The organism is Pseudomonas sp. Choline-02u-1 (assembly GCF_002836515.1).
Classification (GTDB): Bacteria; Pseudomonadota; Gammaproteobacteria; order Pseudomonadales; family Pseudomonadaceae; genus Aquipseudomonas.
The window spans coordinates 206,877-227,928 of record NZ_PJBC01000065.1; the positions used below are offsets into that span (position 1 = coordinate 206,877).

Consider the following 21,052-nt stretch of genomic DNA (forward strand, 5'->3'; position numbering starts at 1 on the left):
GGTCAAAGGTGGGAGCGGGCTTGCTCGCGAAAGCGGTCTCAGAGGCAAAAAAAAAGCGCGGCATAAACGCCGCGCTTTTTCATTCACCGCAAGGCTTACTGCGCCTTGGTCTCGGTCGTTGCACCAGGCTTGGCCGCTGGTTTCTTCGCCGGCTCAGCCTTTTTCGCCGCCGGTTTCGCGGCAGGCTTTTTGGTTTCGGTTTTCGCCGCAGGCTTCTTCGCCGCAGGCTTGGCCGCTGCTTTCTTCGCCGGTTCAGCTTTCGCCGGGGCCGCTGGCTTCGGTGCTTCCACCGGAGCTGGCGCCGGTGCCGGAGTCGGTGCAGGCGCTGGAGCAGGCGCCGGCTCTGGTGCTTTCACCGGCTCAGGCTTCTTCTCGTCATCCGAACCGCCGAACAGATTAGTGAAGAAGTTGCCCTTCTTCGCCGCTACGGCACCCGCCGCGCCTGCCGCTGCTGCAGCCGGAACAACTTTGACCGGTTCGAACGATTTGCCTGCCGCCAGATCTTCAACCTGACTGGCCGCACGCTGGCCGGTGCGCAGCGCGCCCTCCAGAGTGCCGGGGTACAAGGTGTCGGTGTGTTCGCCGGCGAACGCTACGCGTTGCAGCGGACGCTCCCACAGGCGCCAGAACTTGCTGATCTGCCCCGGGCCGTAAGCCAGGTAGGCGCCGCCCATCGACGGGTCGGTGCTGTAGCGACGGATTTCATAACCGGTGAACGAGCCACGGGCCTGTGGATAAAACGCGTGCAGACGGATCAGCACCTGATCGACCATCTGCTTGTCGCCGAACGCCTGCATCACGCGGGCGTTATCGCCGGAGAGGTTGATCACCACGTTGGCGCCGCCCTTGAGCGCCGGTTCGATCCAGAGCATGCCCAGGCCGGTATTGCTGTAGATCTCGCCGGACATGCGCGACTTGCTTTCCCACACTGGCGTCTTGAACTTCAGCATGATCTGGTCGCGCCAACCGTAGTTGGTACCTTTGATCGCCGCCAGGTGCTGAGCATCCAGCGCCGGGGTCAGGGCGATCTTGTTCAGTGCGCGCAACGGCACTGCCAGTACTACGTAATCAGCCTGATAGCCGACGCTGCCGACCTTGACGGTCACGCCGTCCTTGTCCTGGGTAATGGCCGAGACCGGCGAGCTGGTCTTGATGGTCTTGATCTGTTTGACGAACGCCTGGGCCAGCACCTGGCTGCCGCCGACCAGACGCGAGGCGCGCAGGTCGCGGTCGGAGACGCCGCGATAGACGCGGTTCTGCTGAGCGAAATACAGCAGCGACAGACGCGAAGGTTCGTCGTAGTGGGTGCGGATGTCCTGGTTGATCAACTGACGCGCGGTGGCCGGCAGGTTCTGCTTGTCGAGCCAGCTGGATACGGTGATCTGATCCAGCGCATGCAGGGTGGGGGTCGCCGCCGGGTTCTGTGGATCGTCAATCGAGCGCGCCAGATCGTCGAGGGTTTTCTGGTAGCGCTTGAGTGCGTCCGCGGTGGCTGGCTGCTTGGTGGCCAGATCGGCGGCGGAGAAATAATCGCCGTCAATCAGATAGCTCGGCGTACGGACGAATTCCGGCGCCGGCGTGGTGCCGAGCTTGAAGGTCGAGACGTACTTGTTCAGCACCGGCTGGGTCTTGTCGTTGCCGATCCACTCGCTGGTGGCCATGCCCGAGCGACCGCCCAGGCTCGGCTTGGCTTCCAGCAGGGTGACCTGCCAGCCCTTGTTCTGCAGCTCGTAAGCGGCAGTCAGACCCGACAGGCCGCCGCCGATCACGATTGCGGTTTTATCCTTGGCCAGCGCCGTAACGCTGAACAGCCCCAACATCACCAGCGCACAGGCGCGCAGCCAACCGACAGACATTCAGCGAACTCCGGAAAAACATGTGGGAAAAAGCAGTTTTGCGAGTCAGACGACTCAAGAACCGCGAAGAATACGTTAGCCATCAAAACGCCGCCAGCGACGTCTATCGGCTCAGACAAAGTAGCTCAATCGACACAATGGGTTGTTCCCGCGCGATGCATTGCATAGGCTTGCGCGATTGTTCGCCCGCGCCTGACGCGAGCCGCCTCGAGGAGACTGTAAATGGGCCTGAATAACCAGTGGATGCAACGCGATCTCGCGGTGTTGTGGCATCCCTGCACCCAGATGAAAGACCACGAACAGCTGCCGCTGATCCCGATCAAGCGCGGCGAAGGCGTCTGGCTCGAAGACTTCGAAGGCAAGCGCTACCTCGACGCGGTCAGCTCCTGGTGGGTCAACGTGTTCGGCCACGCCAACCCGCGTATCAACCAGCGCATCAAGGATCAGGTCGATCAACTCGAACATGTGATTTTGGCCGGTTTCAGCCATCAACCGGTGATCGAGCTGTCCGAGCGTCTGGTGAAGATGACGCCGCAAGGCCTGAATCGGGTGTTCTACGCCGACAACGGCTCGTCGTGCATCGAAGTCGCGCTGAAGATGAGCTTTCACTACTGGCTCAATCGCGGCCAACCAAACAAGAAACGCTTCGTCACCCTGACCAACAGCTACCACGGTGAAACCATGGCGGCGATGGCGGTTGGCGACGTGCCGCTGTTCACCGAGACCTACAAAGCGCTGCTGATGGACACCATCAAAGTGCCGAGCCCGGATTGCTATCTGCGCCCGCAAGGCATGAGCTGGGAAGAACACTCGCGCAATATGTTCGCCGCCATGGAACAGACACTGGCGGAAAATCATGACAGCGTCGCGGCAGTGATCGTCGAGCCGTTGATTCAGGGCGCCGGCGGCATGCGCATGTATCACCCGGTGTACCTCAGGCTGTTGCGCGAGGCCTGCGACCGCTATGGCGTGCACCTGATTCACGATGAAATCGCGGTCGGCTTCGGTCGCACCGGGACGATGTTCGCCTGCGAACAGGCCGGCATCCGCCCGGATTTCCTCTGCCTGTCGAAAGCCCTGACCGGCGGCTACCTGCCGCTGGCCGCCTGCCTGACGACCGATGAGGTCTACAGCGCATTCTACGACGACTACCCGACCCTGCGCGCCTTCCTCCACTCGCACAGCTACACCGGCAACCCGCTGGCGTGCGCGGCAGCATTGGCGACGCTGGATATCTTCGAGCAGGACAACGTCATCGAGAACAACCAGGCCCTGGCCCAGCGCATGGCTTCGGCGACGGCCCATCTGGTCGATCACCCCAACGTCTCCGAAGTGCGCCAGACCGGCATGGTTCTGGCGATCGAGATGGTCAAGGATAAAGCCAGCAAAGAGGCCTACCCTTGGCAGGAACGCCGTGGTTTGAAGGTGTTCCAGCATGCGTTGGAACGTGGCGCATTGCTGCGGCCGCTGGGCAGCGTGGTGTATTTCCTGCCGCCGTATGTGATCACCCCGGAGCAGATCGATTTTCTGGCAGAAGTGGCGAGTGAAGGCATTGATATCGCCACGCGTGACAGCGTCAGCGTGGCGGTGCCAAAAGACTTCCACCCCGGCTTCCGCGATCCGGGCTGAAAAATCATCCAAGATCTGTAGTGCCTGGCGGCCGCTTTCGCGAGCAAGCCCGCTCCCACAGGGGAATGCATTTCAAGTGTGGGAGCGGGCTTGCTCGCGAATGAAGTCGACGCCGATCCAACTGATTCATATTTGCAGAGACCCGAAATGAGACTGTCCCGCTTCTTTATCGACGCCCCGCTGAGCACCGGCGAACATGAACTGCCGGAAGCCCAGGCGCATTACATCAGCCGCGTGCTGCGCATGGCCGAGGGCGATGCGGTGCAGTTGTTCGACGGCTCCGGCCATGAATTTCGCGGATCGCTGGTGGACGTTGGCAAGAAGCGCGTCGTCGTGCAGATCGACGAGCAATTCGCCGGGCAGGTCGAATCGCCGCTGCACATCCACCTCGGCCAGGGCTTGTCCCGGGGCGAGCGCATGGACTGGGCGATTCAGAAAGCCACCGAACTGGGCGTGAATGAAATCACCCCGATCTTCAGCGATCGCTGCGAAGTCCGTCTCAAGGACGAACGCGCCGACAAACGCCTGCTGCACTGGCGCCAGGTGGCGATCAGCGCCTGCGAACAGTGCGGGCGCTCACGGGTGCCGGTGATTCATCCGCCGGTGTTGCTGGCGGACTGGATCAAGCAGACCGAAGCCGAGTTGAAACTGGTCCTGCACCCGGTCGCAGAACCGCTGGTGAGTCATGCCAAACCGGCGACGCTGGCGTTCCTGATCGGGCCGGAAGGTGGCTTGACGGACGGCGAAGTCGAGCAGGCCAAAGGCAATGGCTTCCACGCCGCCCGCCTCGGCCCGCGCGTGCTGCGCACCGAAACCGCGCCGGTGGTGGCGTTGGCGGTAGCCCAACAATTGTGGGGTGATTTCTAAGGCCCCTTCGCGAGCAAGCTCGCTCCCACATTGGATCTCCAGTGACCACAGGTTTGTGAACACTCCAGTTCCAATGTGGGAGGGGGCTTGCTCCCGAATGCGGTGGGCCATTCATCAACGATTGACTGACCTGACGCCTTCGGGAGCAAGCCCCCTCCCACAGGGATTGCGTCTAGAGGACGTAAAACAGAATCGCGACAAAGTGCAGCAAGCTCCCGGCAATCACGAACAGATGCCAGATCCCATGTGCATGCCGCAGCCGGTGATCAAGGGCAAAAAAGATAATCCCCACCGTATACAACACCCCGCCCGACGCCAGCCAGGCAAACCCCGCCGTGCCCAGCGCGGCAATCAACGGCTTGACCGCGACCAGCACGATCCAGCCCATCACCGCGTAAATCACGATCGACAGAATCCGCGCCTCCGAGCGCGGTTTGATTTCCTGCAGGATGCCGATCAGCGCCAGCCCCCAGACGATTCCGAACAGCGTCCAGCCCCATGGCCCGCGCAGGGTTACCAGACAAAACGGTGTGTAGCTGCCGGCGATCAGCAGGTAGATCGAAAAATGATCGACCTTCTTCATGATCGCCTTCTTGCGCCCGCGCACGCTGTGGTACACGGTCGATGCGCTGTAGAGCACCAGCAGGGTGAACGCGTAGATCGCCACGCTGACAATCTTCCACGGACTGCCGTCGAGACTGGCGATCACCAGCATCCACACGCCGCCAATAAACGCCGCCACCGCTCCGACCAGGTGGGTCCAGGCGTTGAGTTTTTCCCCGTGATACATGTGTCGCCTTCCTCATAGTCGCTACCGCAAGCGCGCAAGGCTCGGGCCTTGAGCGTAAAAGCGCAATGTTTCCGTTTAACAGATCAATAGATCGCAGCCTTCGGCAGCGCCTACAGGTGATCGCATTCCAATGTAGGAGCTGCCGAAGGCTGCGATCTTTTGATCTTCAAGGCACAATCGACGCATTCCAAAAAGAGTCCGCGCCATGCTGATCGACGAAGAATTGACCCTGAAAAAACTCGAGGTGTTCCTCGCCTTCATGCGCACCGGCAACCTCGCCCGCGCCGCTGCCGAACTGCAGACCAGCAACGTCAGCGTGCACCGCGCCATTCACTCGCTGGAAAGCGCGCTGCGCTGCCCGCTGTTCAAACACGAAGGGCGCAACCTGACGCCGCTGGAAAGCGCCTATGTGCTGGAAGAGCGTGCGCAGAAGCTGATCAACGACGTGGTCGACAGCGTGCGCCTGACCCGCGAAGCCGCCGGGTTCTCCGCTGAGCGCTTCAAGCTTGGCTCGCTGTATTCGCTGACGGTGAAAACCGTGCCGCAACTGATCATGGGCTTGAAAATCCGCCGCAGCGAACTCAACATCGACCTGATCCTCGGCTCGAACATCGACCTGCTCTACAAGCTGAAAAACATGGAGGTCGACGCGATTCTGGTGTCACTGGACGACAGCATCAACGATCCGGACTGCGAACAGATTGCGCTGTTTTCCGACGACATCTTCCTCGCCACCCCGGCCGATTCAAAATTTGCTCAGCGCAGTGAAGTCGATCTGGCCGAGGTGCGGGATGAAACGTTCATCACCCTGACCCAGGGATTTGCGACGCATCAGGATGGCAATCGGGTGTTCAAGCAGGCGGGGTTCGAGCCGAAAGTGGCGATGCAGGTCAATGACATCTTCACTTTGCTGAGCATGGTCAGCTCGGGCGTGGGCTATGCACTGCTGCCGGGGCGGATTGCAGCGGTGTACGAGAACCGGGTGAAGCTGATTGCGTTGCAGGAGAAATATCGGTTGCAGCAGCACATTGGCGTGGTGTTTCTGAAGGCCAAGGAGAGGGATCCTAATTTGCTGGCGTTGCTGGCGGAGTGTCGGATGTATGCCAATCGCCAGACCTGATAGCGAGTCGCGCCCTTCGCGAACAAGCCGCTCCCACATTTGGAATGCGTTCCCCTGTGGGAGCGGGCTTGCTCGCGAAGGCGTCTGTCCCGACAACCAGTGTCTCAGCCCATCAACCCGCGCATCGCCAGAAATAACAGCGAAGGCCCCAGCAGACACCCAAGCGCGGTGTAGAACGCCGCCGTCAGGCAACCATAAGGCACCAGCTTCGGATCGGTGGCCGCCAACCCGCCGGCGACGCCGCTGGAGGTGCCCATCAAACCGCCAAAAATCACCGCGCTACGTGGATTGTTCAGGCCGATCATCGGCGCCACGAACGGTGTCATCACCATTACCAGAATCGCCTTGATCAGACCCGCCGCAATCGACAACGCCATCACTTCGGAACTCGCACCAATCGCCGCCCCCGTCACCGGACCGACGATATAGGTCACGGCACCCGCGCCAATGGTGGTCAGGCTCACCGCATCGGTATAGCCGAACGCCATCGCCACGCCGACACCCGCGACGAAAGAAGTGCCTACCCCCACGAACAGCGCCAGCACACCCACAAGCCCGGCCCGTTTGAGCTCATCGACGCTGACACCGAACGCGGTGGCAACAATCGCGAAATCACGCAGCATCGCACCGCCGAGCAGGCCAATGCCCGACAGCAGCGGAATATCGACCACGCCCTTCTGCCCACCGGTGAGCGCGCCGCCGATATACGACAGCACCAGCCCGAGCAGAATGGCGATCGCCGAGCCGTGCAGACGACCCTTGGTGAAGGTGTTGGACATCCAGTAGGACACCCACATGGTCAGGCCGACAATCAAAAAGCCGCTGATCAGACCGTAGCCGGTGATCACTTTCATCATTGATTCGTACATGGCGATCACCCCGCAGTCTTGGCTGGAGCAATCGGCGTCTGTTGCTTGTTGCCCATGCGTGTCAGCACCGGCACCAGAGCAAAAGCGATCACTACGGCGAGGGTTCCGGCAAGAATCGCCATCGGCCCGCCCTTCAGCGCACCGTAGACATTCTGCTGCGCGGCCATGGCGACCACGATGGGAATGTAGATCGCGCTCCAGAACTCCACGCCCTGCTCGGTCTTGCCCTTGAGCCAGCCGCTTTTATAGAGATAGCTGCCGAGGCCGATCAACAGCAGCATCGCAATACCGACGCCGCCGACGTTGGCCGGCACGCCGATCAGCTTGCCGAGCAGTTCACCGACCCAGATACCGACCAGCGTACAAAAGGCGAGAAACGCCACACCGTAAATAATCATTGTTGTAGTCCTCAAAGTGCATCGTCGAATGTTGTTTTTGTTGTTCGAAGCTTGAGTCGCGGCGGTTTTAGAGTTGGCGGCCACCCTCCTCTCGCAACAGCGCTTGCAGGGTGTCGAGGCGAGCACTGTCGAAGGCAGTGACGGTGCCCTGCTCGAAGACCCGGCGCGCCAGCCCGGTCAGCACCGCGCCGGGCGGCAGTTCGATCTGTAAACGTACGCCGCGCTCGTAGGCGCTTTGCACGGTGCCGCGCCAGTCCACCACGCGGCACATGTTGAAAGCGAGGTCGTCGCGCAAGGCCTCCGGCTTGATTACCGGACGCGCACGGCTACCACTGAGGTATGCGATTTTCGGCGTTTTAACCGCAACCCCGGCGAAGGCTTCGGCGAGGGTTTGCGCCGGTTCGTCCAGCAGCGGACAGTGCGACGGCACACTCACCGCCAGGCGCTTCGCCAGACCGGCGCCGCGACTGCGCGCCAGTTCAGCCACCGTTTGCATGGCCCTGTCGCTACCGGCAATCACCACTTGGTTATCGGCATTGATGTTGGCCAGATACACCGGCGAATCCTCGCTGTGAACCTGCGCCAGCAGCGTTTCGACGGTGGATAACTGCAAGCCGATGATCGCGGTCATGCCGTAGCCCTGTGGATAAGCCTGCTGCATCAGCTCACCGCGCAGGCTGACCAGATGCAACGCATCGCTGAAACTCAAGGCTCCCGCCACCACTGCTGCCGGGTATGCGCCGATGGACAGGCCGGCGACGTAATCCGCGCTCAGCCCATCCTGCAATAACTGCCGAGAAGCAGCGACACCGGCGATCAGCAGGCACAGCTGCACCGCTCTGGTCGCGCGCAATGCCTCGGCTGAATCCAGCAGCGCAACATCTTCGCCGAGCACATCACTGGCCTCGACCAGTGTTTCGCGAGGCAAACGCTGGAGCATGCCGGCTTGCTGCGCGCCCTGGCCGGGGAACACCAGCAGACTGCTCACGCTGCCTGCTCCTGCGGGTGCCACGGATTCGTCACCAATACTGCCTGATGCGCATTTTTCAGCAGGACACGCGCCGAGCCACTGGCCCATTCGCGCAAAGCCACGGCACCGAGCGGCGTCTGCAATTGCATGTCGACCCGGCACGCAGTTTGATCAAAAAGCGCGACCAGTTCGCGCGCCTGATCACGGCCGATCATCTGCGGCGCACGCAGAATCAGATCAAGATCACTGGCCGCGTGCATCGCTCTGAAACCACTGGCCAATTCAAACCCGACACTGCCGCTGACACCCCAGACCGAACCGCAGTCATCGAGCATCGGCCGCAATTGTCTGAGCGCTTGCATGACCGGCAGATCACGCGCGCTGTCGACATGACACAACGCTTCAGGACTGACCCGCCGCACAATCGAATCGACGCGCATGAACGCCGCCAGCCGCTGCTCACGCAGCAACCCACGCACGCCGACCGCGACAAAACCGTCAGCACTCAACGCCCGGCGCACCACCACCGGTTGCCCGGCGGCCAGCGAATCAACTGCCCACTGTGGCGCATCCGCCGGCAACTGCGCCGGGGTCATGCCCCAGAGCAGATCGTGGGCCATGGGCTGGTTCACCACTGCGCCCTCAGCAATTCGCGGACTTTGCTGGAAGCTGCACGATTGCTCGCGCCGAGGCGGCCTTTCAAATCGGTGCCGGTGATATCAGCAATGGCTTGCTTGAGGCATTCGCTGACCCGCGCCAGATCCTCCGCCGTCGGTTGTTCGATCTGCTGCACCGAGAGGGTTTCCCAGAGCAGACCGAGGCTGGCGTAGCTGTCGATGTCATAAGCCATCGGCGGTACGCTGGAGGCCAGCGCTTCCAGCTCCTCGACACTGCGCAAGGTGACCCGCGCCGCCGAAGCCTTGCCCATCGCATGCACCATCACCCCGGGATCGCGCAAAGCAATCAGGCGATTGGCCTGATAACCGTGGGCCAGAAATGCACCCGACATGGCCTTGCCCACCAGCAGCGCAATCACCGGATGGCCGGCCAGCCGCGCACGGGCATAACTGCCCGCCGCGCCGGCCAGCGCCTGATGAATGCCGAGCGCTTCTTCGCGCCGACCATAGGCCTGGCTCGGCACATCGACGATGGCGATGATCGGGCGCTTTTGCGCGTTATCGCGATCAGCGCTGATCGCGTCATCCACAGCCTTGGCCAGCCCCCAGCCTTCGAGCAAGCCGACTTCGCCGTTGCGAGCGCGGGGAAAGCGATTGTCCGGGTCGGCGACCACGGCGATAAAACGCCCGAGTTCACCGTCAGCGACTTTCAACGACGCCGGCAGGCCTTCGACGTTTTTAGCACCCGCGCTCAGAGCGTTGAACCAGTGCAAACCGCGCAATGAATAACCACTCATGAGCGCTCTCCTTGATACAGATCGCGAACCACCGAAGGCTCGATTTGCTTGTCCGTGTCCAGACTCGCCAGGCGTTGCAGAAACCACTCGGCGCGTTGACTGCGCGGCTGTGCCGGCAGACCTTGCTGGAGCAGTTCACTCACCTGCTGACGAATCTGCGCCACATCATCGCCGACATAACGGTCCACCAGTCCCGTGTTGAACCGCTGTTCGCCGCCGGTCAGGCTCCAGATGAATGGGCGGTCGCGAGAGTCGTATTCCTCGATCCCGGCTTCCTGCTCGATCACTTGCGGGCCGTTCAATCCGAGGCGCGCTTCCTGAGTCACCAGCAGATAACTGCACAGCGCAGCGGCAATCGACATGCCGCCAAAGCAACCGACGCTGCCGGCGACCACGCCGACCACGGGTTGGTATTGCTGCAAATCGACAATCGCCGCGTGAATATCGGCAATCGCCGCGAGGCCGAGATTGGCTTCCTGCAAGCGCACGCCACCGGTTTCCAGCAGCAGCACTGCGCGGGTCGGGATGCCTTTGCGGTTGTCTTCGGCGGCCAGCTCCAGCGCCCCGGCAATTTTCGCCCCGCCGACTTCGCCAAGGCTGCCGCCCTGAAACGCGCCTTCGACCGCGGCAATCACTACTGGCAAACCGTCGAGGCTGCCCTTGGCGATGATTACGCCGTCATCGGCCTGCGGCACTACGCCCTGGCGCTCAAGCCATGGCGACATGACCCGTTGAAACGGATCGAGCAGTTCGCGAAACGTCCCGGCGTCGAGCAAGGCCTTCGCCCGCTGCCGCGCGCCGAGTTCGACGAAGCTGTGTTTGTTGAGCAACGCGGCGCTGTCAGTCATGGCCGATCTCCTCGAAACCCTGTTCCAGACGCAAGCGCACCACCCCCGGCGTCGCGCCAAAATCGTGGATGTCGATGGCCATCGCCGGTGGCGTGGTGCCATCGAACATCCGCGCAAACAGATGCTGCCAGCGCTGTTGCGCGCCGTTGACCGAGGTCTGCACGTTGATCGTCAGTTTGCCGGCCAGGCCCGGTTCGATCAGCACTTCCAGATCCCCCGAGCCGACACAACCGACCAGCGCACGCCCGCGTGGCGGCTGCCCGGCGGGGAATTCAAACGATAGGCTTTCCATCAAAACGCTCCCTGCAAGATGCCGTCGCGCTCGATTCGGTCGAGCAGCAGCGTGGCGGCGAGCAAGTCGGCGGCACCACCGGGCGAGGCATTCAATGCGATGAGTTGTTGATCCAGTTCGTGCAATCGGCGGCGGCCGCTGAGGCTGGCGCTGCCACCGGCATCGAGCACCGCTTGCGCGCCGGACTGCATGGCCTGCAGGCCGGGTTCGCCGGCGCGGTAGAGCACGCAGGTGTCGGCCAGTTCGGTCATGATCGCCAGCAAGGCGTCGAGCCGGGCGTTCTGTTCGCCGTGGCCGCTGGCGCGGCTTTTGTGCAGCTGCGGCAGGCCGCGTTGCAGCACGGACGGGAAGCCGAGTTGCGCTTCTTCCCGAGCGCCGCGTGCGCCGTAACGCTGGGCGACTTGTGCGCCGTGGCTGAGCGGTTTCGGTGCGTAGCGGTCGTCGAGCAATGCCAGGCGCGCGGCACACAGGGCGACGGATTTCGGTTGCAGCGCGGCGGCCGTCACCAACAGTCCCAACGCCCAGATCGCACCGCGATGGGTGTTGACGCCGTTAGTGGTCGCGAGCATCGCTTGCTCGCCTTCACGGCCGATGCGGCCAATCGCTTCGCGCAATGGCAGACCGACTTCGCCAATGTTCAGCGCTGCCTCGGCCATTTCCTTGAATGCCGGCCACAAGGCCAACGCCGACGCGTGCATCAGGCCCAGGTGCAGATCGGTGTGCGCGCCATTGCCGCGACGGTCGACCAGCGCCGGTTTCGGCGACAGATCCGCTTCGTCGATCAGCGCGTCCACCGCCAGATCGGCCAAGCGGTCAGCCAGCGACAGCGGTTGTGCTTGCAGGTTGAATGCGTGCATTACCAGCTCCTGAATTTGGCGGGCGGGTTGTACAGGCCGCCGGACCACTCGACCAGATCGGCCACGCTTTTCGCCGCGAGCAATTCGCGCGTGGCGTCAGTGCGGCGGATGCCGAGGTCTTCGGGCAGGGCGATCAGGCCCTCGCGGCGCATGCGTTCGGTGTCTTTCGGGTTGTGTCGCAGGCCGATGGCAGTAACTCCGGCGACCGCTGCGATCATCGCCTGGCGCTCTTCCAGCGAGCGCGCCTTGTACAGGTAGGCGATGCCTTCTTCGGTGAGCAGGTGGGTAACGTCGTCGCCGTAGATCATGATCGGCGCCAGCGGCATGCCGCTTTTCTTCGCCACCTCCACGGCGTCGAGGGTTTCGACGAAGGTCGGTTTGCCGCCCTCCTGGAAGGTCTCGACCATTTGCACCACGAGTTTCTTGCCACGTTCGAGCATCGGTTGCGGCCCATCGGCGTGGCGCATGTCCAGCCACGCCGGGGTGCCGTGACGGCGACCGCGCGGGTCGTGGCCCATGTTCGGCGCGCCACCGAAACCGGCCAGACGACCCCGGGTCACGGTCGAGGAATGGCCGTCGCCATCGACCTGCAGCGTCGCGCCGATAAACAGATCCACCGCGTACTGCCCGGCGAGTTGGCAGACCATACGATTGGAACGCAGCGAGCCGTCGCGGCCGGTGAAGAACACGTCCGGCCGGGCGGCGATGTAGTTTTCCATGCCCAGTTCGGTGCCGAAGCAATGCACGCTTTCGACCCAGCCGCTTTCGATCGCCGGGATCAGCGTCGGGTGCGGGTTGAGGGTCCAGTTGCGGCAGATCTTGCCTTTGAGGCCGAGGGATTCGCCGTAGGTCGGCAGGATCAGCTCAATGGCGGCGGTGTTGAAACCGATGCCGTGGTTGAGCGACTGCACGTTGTGTTTTTCGTAGATCCCGCGAATCGCCATCATCGCCATCAGCACATGTACAGGCTTGATGTGGCGCGGGTCGCGAGTGAACAACGGTTCGATGTAGAACGGCTTGTCGGCGACCACGACAAAATCGACCCATGAAGCGGGAATGTCTACGCGCGGCAGTTCGCTGACGTCGTCGACCAACTGGTTGACCTGAACGATGACGATGCCGTCGCTGAATGCGGCCGGTTCGATCAATGCCGGGGTGTCTTCGGTGCTCGGGCCGGTGTAGATGTTGCCGGCGCGGTCGGCCATGAACCCGGCCGAGAGCACGACGTTGGGGATCAGGTCCACCACCAGCCGTGCATAGAGTTCGATGTAAGTGTGGATCGCGCCGACTTCGAGCAGGCCGTCTTCGAGCAACTGGCTGATGCGCAGGCTCTGGGTGCCAGCGAAGGAGAAATCGAGCTTGCGGGCGATGCCGCGTTCGAACAGGTCGAGGTGCTCCGAACGGCCGACGCTGGGCATGATCATGTGCAGGTCATGGAGCTTGGCCGGATCGGCCTTGGCCAGCGAACGCGAGAGGAAATCCGCCTGCTTCTGGTTGTTGCCCTCCAGCACCACACGGTCGCCGGGATGGATCAGCGCTTCGAGCGCGGCGACGATCTTGTCGCTGGGCAACACCGCACCATCGGCCAGCCCGCGCACCTTGTCGAGCCGACGCTGCTTCTCGTCACGCCGCCGCGTCCAGCGCGAGTCGGGGGTAGTTGTTGTTGTCATGCTCACTCCACGGGTTCGCTGTCGTGGAGCCAAGGTAGGCGTGTGCGATGAGGGCATCAATCAAGCTGGATGGTGAATCATTACGCTGAGCGTAACGGACAAGCTGAAGCCCCTGTAGAAGCTGTCGAGTGAAACGAGGCTGCGATCTTTTGATCGTTCCCACGCTCCGCGTGGGAACGATCGAACGCATTCCAATTGTGGGAGCGAGCCTGCTCGCGAAGAGGCCAGTCGCCTCAGCGCATTCGCTCAGTCGGTTGGCACCAGTTTGTCCAGCACCCGGTTCACCGCCATCTCCGCCACCATGACAATCTGCGCGATGCCCTGCAGGGTCTTGCGCTGTGAGCCTTCCACGGAAGCGGCGTGGTTGTGCAGCATCACCGTTGCCGAACCAAGGGTTTCACAAGCGTCGGCCAGCAAGGACTCGGTGTCGGCTTCGGGGTTGGCCATGTATAGCGTGTTGGGGGTGTACGGCGGGGCCATGAAGTCGGCGGCGTGCGGGCCGAGATAATGGTCGAGGGCGCGTTCGGCGGCGTCGTGAAGATTCTTTGAGTCGGGAGATTGGTAGGGCGATGCCGGGTCTTGGGTCGGCGGGTTTGGCGTAACTTTGAACATGAGCTGTGTTCCCGTTGTTGAGCGCCAACCCCTTGGCTACTAAACGAAAGGGAGGCGACTGTACGCAGGTTAGTAGACCGGGGAACTCAGCTTAAGCCGGCGCGCCGAAGCGCCCTACGTACAGCCACCATCAAGCTCAGGTGCGGAACACCTGTGATGAATGCACGACCAGCTGAATTACCGCGGGCTACTAAACCCGATCACTGCGAATCAGTGACGGAACCAAGTTACGCAGCAAGCCCTGGGCGCACAAGCCGGCGGATTCTGGCGCAGGCGTAGGCAGCGGCGCAAGGATTTGTAGGCTGGTGGGGCGTAACACTGGGTGTCTTTAAACACAGGCATGGCTTGATGTTGATCGTTCCCACGCTCTGCGTGGGAATGCCTCCACGGACGCTCCGCGTTCGGCTTCTGAAAGGGACGCGGAGCGTCCCGGGCTGCATTCCCACGCGGAGCGTGGGAACGATCGGTCAAGCCTTGGATCAGCGGGCCAATCCCGCCTCCACCAACAACTTCTCCAGCCCCAACAAATCCGGTACCTTCGCCACCTGCTCGCCCACCTGCACCGCCGCCTGCTCCAGCGCACACAACGGCACATCGACATAACTCAACTGACTGTCCAGCTTGTACGACCGAGGAATCCCCTGCACCAACAGGGCGATGAATCTCAGCTCGGGCAAGCCGCCCAAGGCATTGAGAATGACAATGCGCGCCCGTTCGCCGATGACGATTTTCTGCCCGCACGCCGACTCGAAGCTGATCAGCGGGATCTGCCGCTCGCGCCACTTCACCCGCCCCAGGTACCACGGCGGCGTGTCGAGGTCGAAGGCGCTGGCCTGGTAGTCGATCAGCTCGGCGATGGCGACATTGGGCAGGATTAGATTGCGATCGGCCAGCGGCAGCAGCAGCCCGGTGAGCTGGCTGTTGCGCGGGTTGAGCCGGTGCTCATGCATGTTTCTGGCTCCACTGGGCAATGCTCTCCAGCAACACCGATTCCTGATACGGCTTGCCGAGGTAGTCGTTGACGCCGATGGCCATGGCGCGGTCGCGGTGTTTCTGCCCGGTGCGCGAGGTGATCATGATGATCGGCAGATGGCGCAGGCGTTCATCGGCGCGTACCTGGGTGGCGACCTCGAAGCCGTCCATGCGCGGCATTTCGATGTCGAGCAGCATCAGATCGGGCATGTGCTCCTCAAGCAGCAGCATCGCATCGACACCGTCCTTGGCGGTCAGCACGTTCATGCCGTGACGTTCGAGCAAACGGCTGGTGACCTTGCGCACCGTCACCGAGTCATCGACAACCATGATCAGCAGCGGCTTGTGCGGTTCGCTGTCGATCTCCGTGCGCGCCGGCTCTTGCGCCAACCGCGCCTGCATCGCCCGGATCGGTGCGAGCAGATCCAGAATCAGCACCACCCGGCCATCGCCGAGAATCGTCGCCCCCGACACGCCCTGCACCGCCGCGAATTGAGGGCCGAGGCTTTTGACCACGATCTCGCGGGTGCCGGCCATGGCATCCACCAGCACGGCAATGTGGCGGTCGTTGTAATGCACCAGCAGCACCGGCAACGGCAGGTTCTGCCCGAGCAGTTTCGGCCGCGGCGCCGTCTTCAGCAGCTCGCCCAGATAACACAGCTCGTAACGCTGACCGCCATACTCGTAGCGCGGCGGATCGTGACGGAAATGCCCTTCCAGATCATTCGGCAACACACGCACAATGCCTTCGATGGTGTTCAGCGGGATCGCGTACTGATCCTCACCGCACTGCACCATCAACGCGCGGTTGACCGACACGGTGAACGGCAGGCGAATACGGAAATGCACGCCCTGCCCCGGCACCGAATCGATGCTCATGCTGCCGCCGAGCTGTCGCACTTCTTCGTGGACCACGTCCATGCCGACACCACGCCCGGAAATCTGGGTAATCTTTTCCGCCGTGGAGAAACCCGGCTGGAGGATGAACTGCAACACATCGCGGTCGCTGATCTCGGCGTCGGGCGCGAGCAAGCCGCGCTTGATCGCCTTGCGCCGCACGGCTTCCAAAGGCACACCGGCGCCGTCATCGCGGATGTCGAAAACCATGTCGCCGCCCTCGCGCGACAGATCGAGGGTGATCTGCCCTTGCGCCGGTTTACCCGCCGCCAGCCGCACCTCGGTGGATTCCAGGCCATGGTCGACGGCATTGCGCAGCATGTGTTCCAGCGGCGCGGCCATGCGCTCCAGCACGTTGCGATCCATCTCGCCATCAGCGTTGCCGACCACAAACGCGACATCCTTGCCCAGCTCTTCGGCGACCTGACGCACGATGCGTTTCAGACGCGGCACCATGCGTTCGAACGGCACCATGCGCGTACGCATCAGGCCTTCCTGCAACTCGGTGTTGATCCGCCCCTGCTGCTGCAACAGGTTCTCCGCATCGTGGTTGCGGCGGTCGAGGGTTTCCTTCAGGTCGAGCAGGTCCGAGGCGGATTCGAACAGCGCCCGCGACAGTTGCTGGAGCTGCGAATGGCGATCCATTTCCAGCGGATCGAAGTCTTCATAACCGAGGCGTTCGCCATCGACTTGCTGGCGGCTGAGGATGCGCCCTTGGGTTTCGGTGTCGAGGCGGCGCAACTGATCGCGCATGCGCTCGATGGTGGTTTCCATCTCGTTGAGAGCAATCTGCGCATCGTTGACTTGCTGCTCGATCCGCCCACGAAAGATCGAGGTTTCCCCGGCCAGGTTGACCAGCTCATCGAGCAGTTCGGACGAGACCTTGACCATGTCCGCCCCAGCATCGGCGGGCGGTGGCGCAGCCTCAGGCTTGACCACGGGAGCTGGCGCCGGCGGCGCTTCAACCTGCGCCGGATGGCTGAAATTCTGGATCGCGCTGATCAGCCGATCGGCAGGTGGGCACGGTTGCCCGGCGCGCACGCCGTCGAGCATCTGCGCCAACCGGTCATGTCCGCGCTGCACCAGGGCGAACAATTCGGCAGACGGTTGCAGCGCACCGGTGGAAAGGCTTTCGTAGAGAAATTCCAGCTCATGGGCGAGGTCACCGATCGGGCCGATTTCGACCATCCGCGCACCGCCCTTGAGGGTGTGCAGATCGCGCAGCAGGGTTTCGATTTCCTGACGGTTGCCCGGCTCGGCCTGCCAGCGCAACAGCGCGGCGCCGGAGCTTTCGATGATGTCGAAACCTTCTTCGAGGAAGATTTCCAACAGTTCTGGATCATGCCCGGCGTTGTCGTGTTCGACCGCTGCGGGGGCAGATTCGCTGGCGGCCTGGCCCTGACGCAACTGACGGATCGCGTCGATCAAATCCTGCGCCGGGGTCAGCGCTTGATGCGCTTGCAGTTGCTCCAGCATCAGCGCCAACCGCTCATGACTGCGCTGCAACAAACCTTCGAGCGCGGCGCTGTGGTTGTAGCGTCGATCGACCAGCCCTTCGTAGAGATTTTCCAGTTCCTGGGCAAGGTCGCCGACGGCCTCGACCTCGGCCATGCGCGCGCCGCCCTTCAGCGTGTGCAAGTCGCGCTGCAATGACGACAGCGGCGCGGCGTTGTCCGGGTCCTTGAGCCAGCGCTGCAAGGCTTGCCCGGCGCTGTCGAGAATGTCCACCGCCTCTTCGAGGAAGATTTCGACGATTTCGTCGTCAGGCTCGAGGGCGGCAACCGATTGCTGAAATTGCGCGGTGGCGCTGCCCAGCTCGCGAATATCCAGGGTGCGACTGCCGTCGCTGCGGATCAGGCCCATCGCCGCCGGGTCGAGGCCTTCGTCGAGCAGTTCCTGCAAGGCACGAATCCGCTCCGGTTGCGCGGTGATTTCCTGGCCGGCAGCGAGTTCGTCGAGCATGTTGATCAGCGCTTCGTGGGCCAGTTGCGCTTCGTGGAAAAACCGCTCACTGACCGCCAGGCTGCTTTCTTCCACCGCGCCATACAGGTCGAGCAAGGCTTCGCACAAGCCATCAACCGGCAGCAGATCGGCAAGGTGTGCGCCTTCGCCCAGGGTGGTCAGCTCATCGAGCAAAGCGCTGAGTTCCTGGCGTTCGCCGGGGTGCTGCTGCCAACGCTGCAAGAGGTTTTCCGCGTCGAGGAGGATGTCCATGCCCTGGGCGAGGAAGTTGTTGATCAGTTGCGGATCGCGCTTGAGCCGCCGGCCGCTGTCAGCGCCATCGGAGCCTGCTTGCAGGCGTTCGGCGAGCAGCGCCTCGGTGCGTTTGATCAGCGACTGCGCCCCGACAATCGGCGCCAGCGGATCGTGTTTGAGCTGGCGCAGACCGACGCGGAACAAGCCCTCGGCTTCGAGCAGCAATTCGACCTCATCCAGATCCAGCGGCAACTGATGCGCCTTGAATTCGCGGGCCAGTTGATCGAGTGACGCTGCGAGTTCGGCCATCGGCACTACGCCGGCCATCGACGCGCTGCCCTTGAGCGTATGCAGTGCGCGTTGCAGTTCATCACTGGCTTGCAACGGCACCTGCTCGGCGGCCTGATCGAGGAAACGGTTGAGGCTGGCGAGGTGGGTTTCGGCTTCCTTGCGGAAGATTTCCAGCAGCAGCGGATCGAGTGCGGCGACGTCGTCGGTGTCTTCGGCGGCCAGCGGTTCATCACCCTTGGCCAACGCGTGGGCGCGGGCGGCGAGTTGATCGACGTCACTGCGCTGACGCTGACGCTGGGTGGCGAATTCGTTGATCAGCTCGGGCAGCAGCAACACGGTGTCGCCGAGCAACTGGCGCAGCACTGCGCCAGGTTCGACGCTTTGTTCGAGTACGCGATTGAGCAGATTTTCGACCGCCCAGGCCAGTTCGCCGAGGATCAACGCACGGACCATGCGCCCACTGCCCTTCAAGGTGTGGAACGCCCGGCGCAGCTCGGTCAGCGCGGCGCGGTCCTGCGGATTGGCGGTCCAGCGCGGCAGGTATTCGTGGAGGACCGCGAGGACTTCGTCGGTTTCTTCGAGGAACACTTCGCGCAGTTCATCGTCGACCGGTTCTTCATCCGTCGGCGGCGGCATCAGGCTGCCAGGTGTAGTGCGTGCCGGCGGGTTGAGCGTCGAAACCGGACTGGCCAGCACCTCGGCCAGCGACTGCACGACCTGCGGATCATCGAGGGTCTGCAGGTTCTGCATGACCTGCGCTTCGCTGGGGCTGAGCACCTCATCGAGCACCGGCACTTGCGGTTCGCCGGGCTGCTCACTGGCAAAGAAGCCGAGGCTAGCGAGGCTGTTCTGCGCGACATCAAGCAGATGCTCGGCGGGCGCCTGCGGGTCATCGCTCAAGCGTTCGAGGTAATACTCGAGGCTGCTGATCACATCGGCCAGATGATCGAGTTGCTCCCAGCCCGGTTCATGGGCATCGAGCATCAAATGCTCGCGAATGAAACCGTTGCAGGCCTCGACCAGACTCGCCGCGCGGGCCAGCGGAATCATCGCCAGCGCGCCACGCACCTGGGTCAGCAGCTCGGGCAGCGGTTGCAGATGCTGGCGGTCCCAATCGGCGTCGATGTAATCGACGATCATGTCCTTGGACTGTTGCAGGCAGATGCGTGCTTCCTTGATCACGATCTGGTGGATCTGCGTCAGGTCGGTGGTCGGCAGGCGCGCGTCGTCGGCGCTTTGCGTCTCGACCGTGCCGACCATGCCGGCCAGTGTCGCTTCGACGTAGAGCAAGGCACCGGCGACGTCCATGAGGATTGCGTCGTTCGGTTCGCGCTGGCCCTGAGCAAGGCTGAGGACCACCGCCAGTTGGTCGATGATGACTTTGCGCGGCTGGCCGAAACCCAGCACCGCAAGGGTGTCGGCGATCTGCCGCAGCGGCGCGAGCAGGCTGTCCAGATCCGAGGCGTGCTGGCGGTCGCTGCGCACGAACAGATCAAGGCGTTCCTTGACCCGCACCAGCTCTTCGCACAGCGCTGCCAGCACCGAACGCATGGCATCGCGGTCGGGGCCGGCGAGGCGTACGCGCTCTTCGTCGACCATCGCGCTATCGGGCAGCGCGTCGTCCAGGGAGTAGCGATCTTTCATGGTCAGCATCTGCCCGGTGGGATGTTCGGCCTTGGCAATATAGAACAACAGGCTTTTCAGCAGCTCGGCCGGCGCCGGTTGATTGAGCCCGACGATGCCCTGCTCAAGCAGGCGCTTGAGCTCTGTGTCGGCGTCCTTGAACAGGCTGCGCAGCGCTGGACTGTTGGCGATGGCGCCCTCGCGCATGCCCTCGACCAACGCCGAGGCGACCTGCCACAACGGGCTCAACGGCGCATCGCCGCTCAGTGCTTCGAGACGGCTGAAGACTTTGGCCAGATAACCGAGGTGCGTCTGGTCATCCTGTTCGCGCAGCAGGCCGACCAGAGCCATTTGCAGCATCTGCCGAAGTTTGCGCAGTACGTTCGGCAGATCGGGCGGTTCCAGCGCGGCGAGTGCCTCGTCGCCGAGCGGCGCCAACCCGGGCAGTGGCGGGCTGAACAGGCTGGTTTCCGCCAGCAGGCTTTCACCGCGAGCGCTGCGCAGATCATTGATCAGCGGCAGCACCACCAGCGGCAGGTCACGGCGGGCGCTCTGTACGCGGTCGAGGTACGCCGGCAATTGCCCCAGCGCTTGCAGCATCAGGTGCAGGGCTTCGTCGCGGTGCGGCACGCGTTGATGTTGCAGGGCTTCAACCAGATGCTCCATTTCTTCGGCAAGCAACGCTGCGCCGTAGAACTCGACCATTTGCAGACTGCCGTGGACCTGATGAATGTAGGCCAGGCAATCGTCCAGCCCGGGGAGAGCCTGCGGATCGTCAAGCACGGCTTCGATCGCCTGATGCGCCAGCTTCAGCGTTTCGGCAATTTCGCCCTTGACCCACTCCAGGGCCACATAGTCGTGCCGATCACCCATAACCACTC

Annotated in this window: 17 protein-coding genes; 3 read left to right on the forward strand and 14 right to left on the reverse strand. The window is 62.7% G+C overall.

Translation table 11 applies throughout. The features are described 5' to 3' along the window. Positions 1 to 95 precede the first annotated feature (95 nt). A complete protein-coding gene (locus tag CXF97_RS22455) occupies positions 96 to 1,856 on the reverse strand; it encodes a flavin monoamine oxidase family protein (protein ID WP_101161172.1) in 1,761 nt (586 codons plus the stop codon). 222 nt (positions 1,857 to 2,078) lie between these two features. Between CXF97_RS22455 and CXF97_RS22460 the strand changes: the two genes are divergently transcribed. Both CXF97_RS22460 and CXF97_RS22465 read left to right on the forward strand, forming a co-directional pair. Then, positions 2,079 to 3,485, forward strand: coding sequence for an adenosylmethionine--8-amino-7-oxononanoate transaminase (locus tag CXF97_RS22460; RefSeq protein ID WP_101161174.1), 1,407 nt, complete (start codon positions 2,079 to 2,081; stop codon positions 3,483 to 3,485). 147 nt (positions 3,486 to 3,632) lie between these two features. Then, positions 3,633 to 4,352, forward strand: a complete 720-nt coding sequence (locus tag CXF97_RS22465) for a 16S rRNA (uracil(1498)-N(3))-methyltransferase (RefSeq protein ID WP_101161176.1) — start codon at positions 3,633 to 3,635, stop codon at positions 4,350 to 4,352. A gap of 172 nt (positions 4,353 to 4,524) precedes the next feature. Here CXF97_RS22465 and CXF97_RS22470 read toward each other — a convergent pair whose 3' ends face one another. After that, entirely contained in the window at positions 4,525 to 5,142 is a 618-nt protein-coding gene (locus tag CXF97_RS22470) for a hemolysin III family protein (protein WP_007964065.1), read from the reverse strand. A gap of 205 nt (positions 5,143 to 5,347) precedes the next feature. Between CXF97_RS22470 and CXF97_RS22475 the strand changes: the two genes are divergently transcribed. After that, positions 5,348 to 6,262: a LysR substrate-binding domain-containing protein gene (locus CXF97_RS22475; protein ID WP_101161177.1), complete on the forward strand. Its 915-nt coding sequence runs from the start codon at positions 5,348 to 5,350 to the stop codon at positions 6,260 to 6,262. Between the two features lie 104 nt (positions 6,263 to 6,366). Here the strand turns inward: CXF97_RS22475 and madM are convergent, their stop codons facing one another. From madM to CXF97_RS22535, 12 genes are all read right to left on the reverse strand, one after another. Further along, positions 6,367 to 7,131, reverse strand: a complete 765-nt coding sequence (gene madM / locus CXF97_RS22480; protein ID WP_024014642.1) for a malonate transporter subunit MadM — start codon at positions 7,129 to 7,131, stop codon at positions 6,367 to 6,369. 5 nt (positions 7,132 to 7,136) lie between these two features. Continuing rightward, positions 7,137 to 7,529: a malonate transporter subunit MadL gene (madL, locus tag CXF97_RS22485; protein WP_101161179.1), complete on the reverse strand. Its 393-nt coding sequence runs from the start codon at positions 7,527 to 7,529 to the stop codon at positions 7,137 to 7,139. A 67-nt stretch (positions 7,530 to 7,596) separates the two neighbouring features. Then, a complete protein-coding gene (gene mdcH / locus CXF97_RS22490) occupies positions 7,597 to 8,517 on the reverse strand; it encodes a malonate decarboxylase subunit epsilon (RefSeq protein ID WP_101161181.1) in 921 nt (306 codons plus the stop codon). Beyond that, entirely contained in the window at positions 8,514 to 9,134 is a 621-nt protein-coding gene (locus CXF97_RS22495; RefSeq protein ID WP_101161183.1) for a malonate decarboxylase holo-ACP synthase, read from the reverse strand. The genes mdcH and CXF97_RS22495 overlap by 4 nt, the downstream gene beginning before the upstream one ends. Continuing rightward, entirely contained in the window at positions 9,128 to 9,913 is a 786-nt protein-coding gene (gene mdcE / locus CXF97_RS22500) for a biotin-independent malonate decarboxylase subunit gamma (protein WP_101161185.1), read from the reverse strand. The genes CXF97_RS22495 and mdcE overlap by 7 nt, the downstream gene beginning before the upstream one ends. Further along, positions 9,910 to 10,761, reverse strand: coding sequence for a biotin-independent malonate decarboxylase subunit beta (locus CXF97_RS22505; protein ID WP_101161187.1), 852 nt, complete (start codon positions 10,759 to 10,761; stop codon positions 9,910 to 9,912). Before CXF97_RS22505 ends, mdcE begins: the two co-directional genes overlap by 4 nt. Then, the gene (locus CXF97_RS22510; RefSeq protein ID WP_056786420.1) at positions 10,754 to 11,053 is read right to left on the reverse strand and encodes a malonate decarboxylase subunit delta; all 300 of its coding nucleotides are present in this window, start codon (positions 11,051 to 11,053) and stop codon (positions 10,754 to 10,756) included. Before CXF97_RS22510 ends, CXF97_RS22505 begins: the two co-directional genes overlap by 8 nt. Further along, entirely contained in the window at positions 11,053 to 11,910 is an 858-nt protein-coding gene (locus tag CXF97_RS22515; protein WP_101161190.1) for a triphosphoribosyl-dephospho-CoA synthase, read from the reverse strand. Before CXF97_RS22515 ends, CXF97_RS22510 begins: the two co-directional genes overlap by 1 nt. Continuing rightward, on the reverse strand, positions 11,910 to 13,580 hold the full coding sequence (gene mdcA / locus CXF97_RS22520; RefSeq protein ID WP_101161194.1) for a malonate decarboxylase subunit alpha: 1,671 nt from the start codon (positions 13,578 to 13,580) through the stop codon (positions 11,910 to 11,912). The genes CXF97_RS22515 and mdcA overlap by 1 nt, the downstream gene beginning before the upstream one ends. Before the next feature lie 246 nt (positions 13,581 to 13,826). Then, entirely contained in the window at positions 13,827 to 14,192 is a 366-nt protein-coding gene (locus tag CXF97_RS22525; RefSeq protein WP_101161197.1) for a DUF6124 family protein, read from the reverse strand. Between the two features lie 479 nt (positions 14,193 to 14,671). Further along, on the reverse strand, positions 14,672 to 15,142 hold the full coding sequence (locus CXF97_RS22530) for a chemotaxis protein CheW (protein ID WP_101161201.1): 471 nt from the start codon (positions 15,140 to 15,142) through the stop codon (positions 14,672 to 14,674). Then, positions 15,135 to 21,044, reverse strand: coding sequence for an Hpt domain-containing protein (locus CXF97_RS22535; RefSeq protein ID WP_101161204.1), 5,910 nt, complete (start codon positions 21,042 to 21,044; stop codon positions 15,135 to 15,137). The genes CXF97_RS22530 and CXF97_RS22535 overlap by 8 nt, the downstream gene beginning before the upstream one ends. Between the last annotated feature and the right edge of the window lie 8 nt (positions 21,045 to 21,052).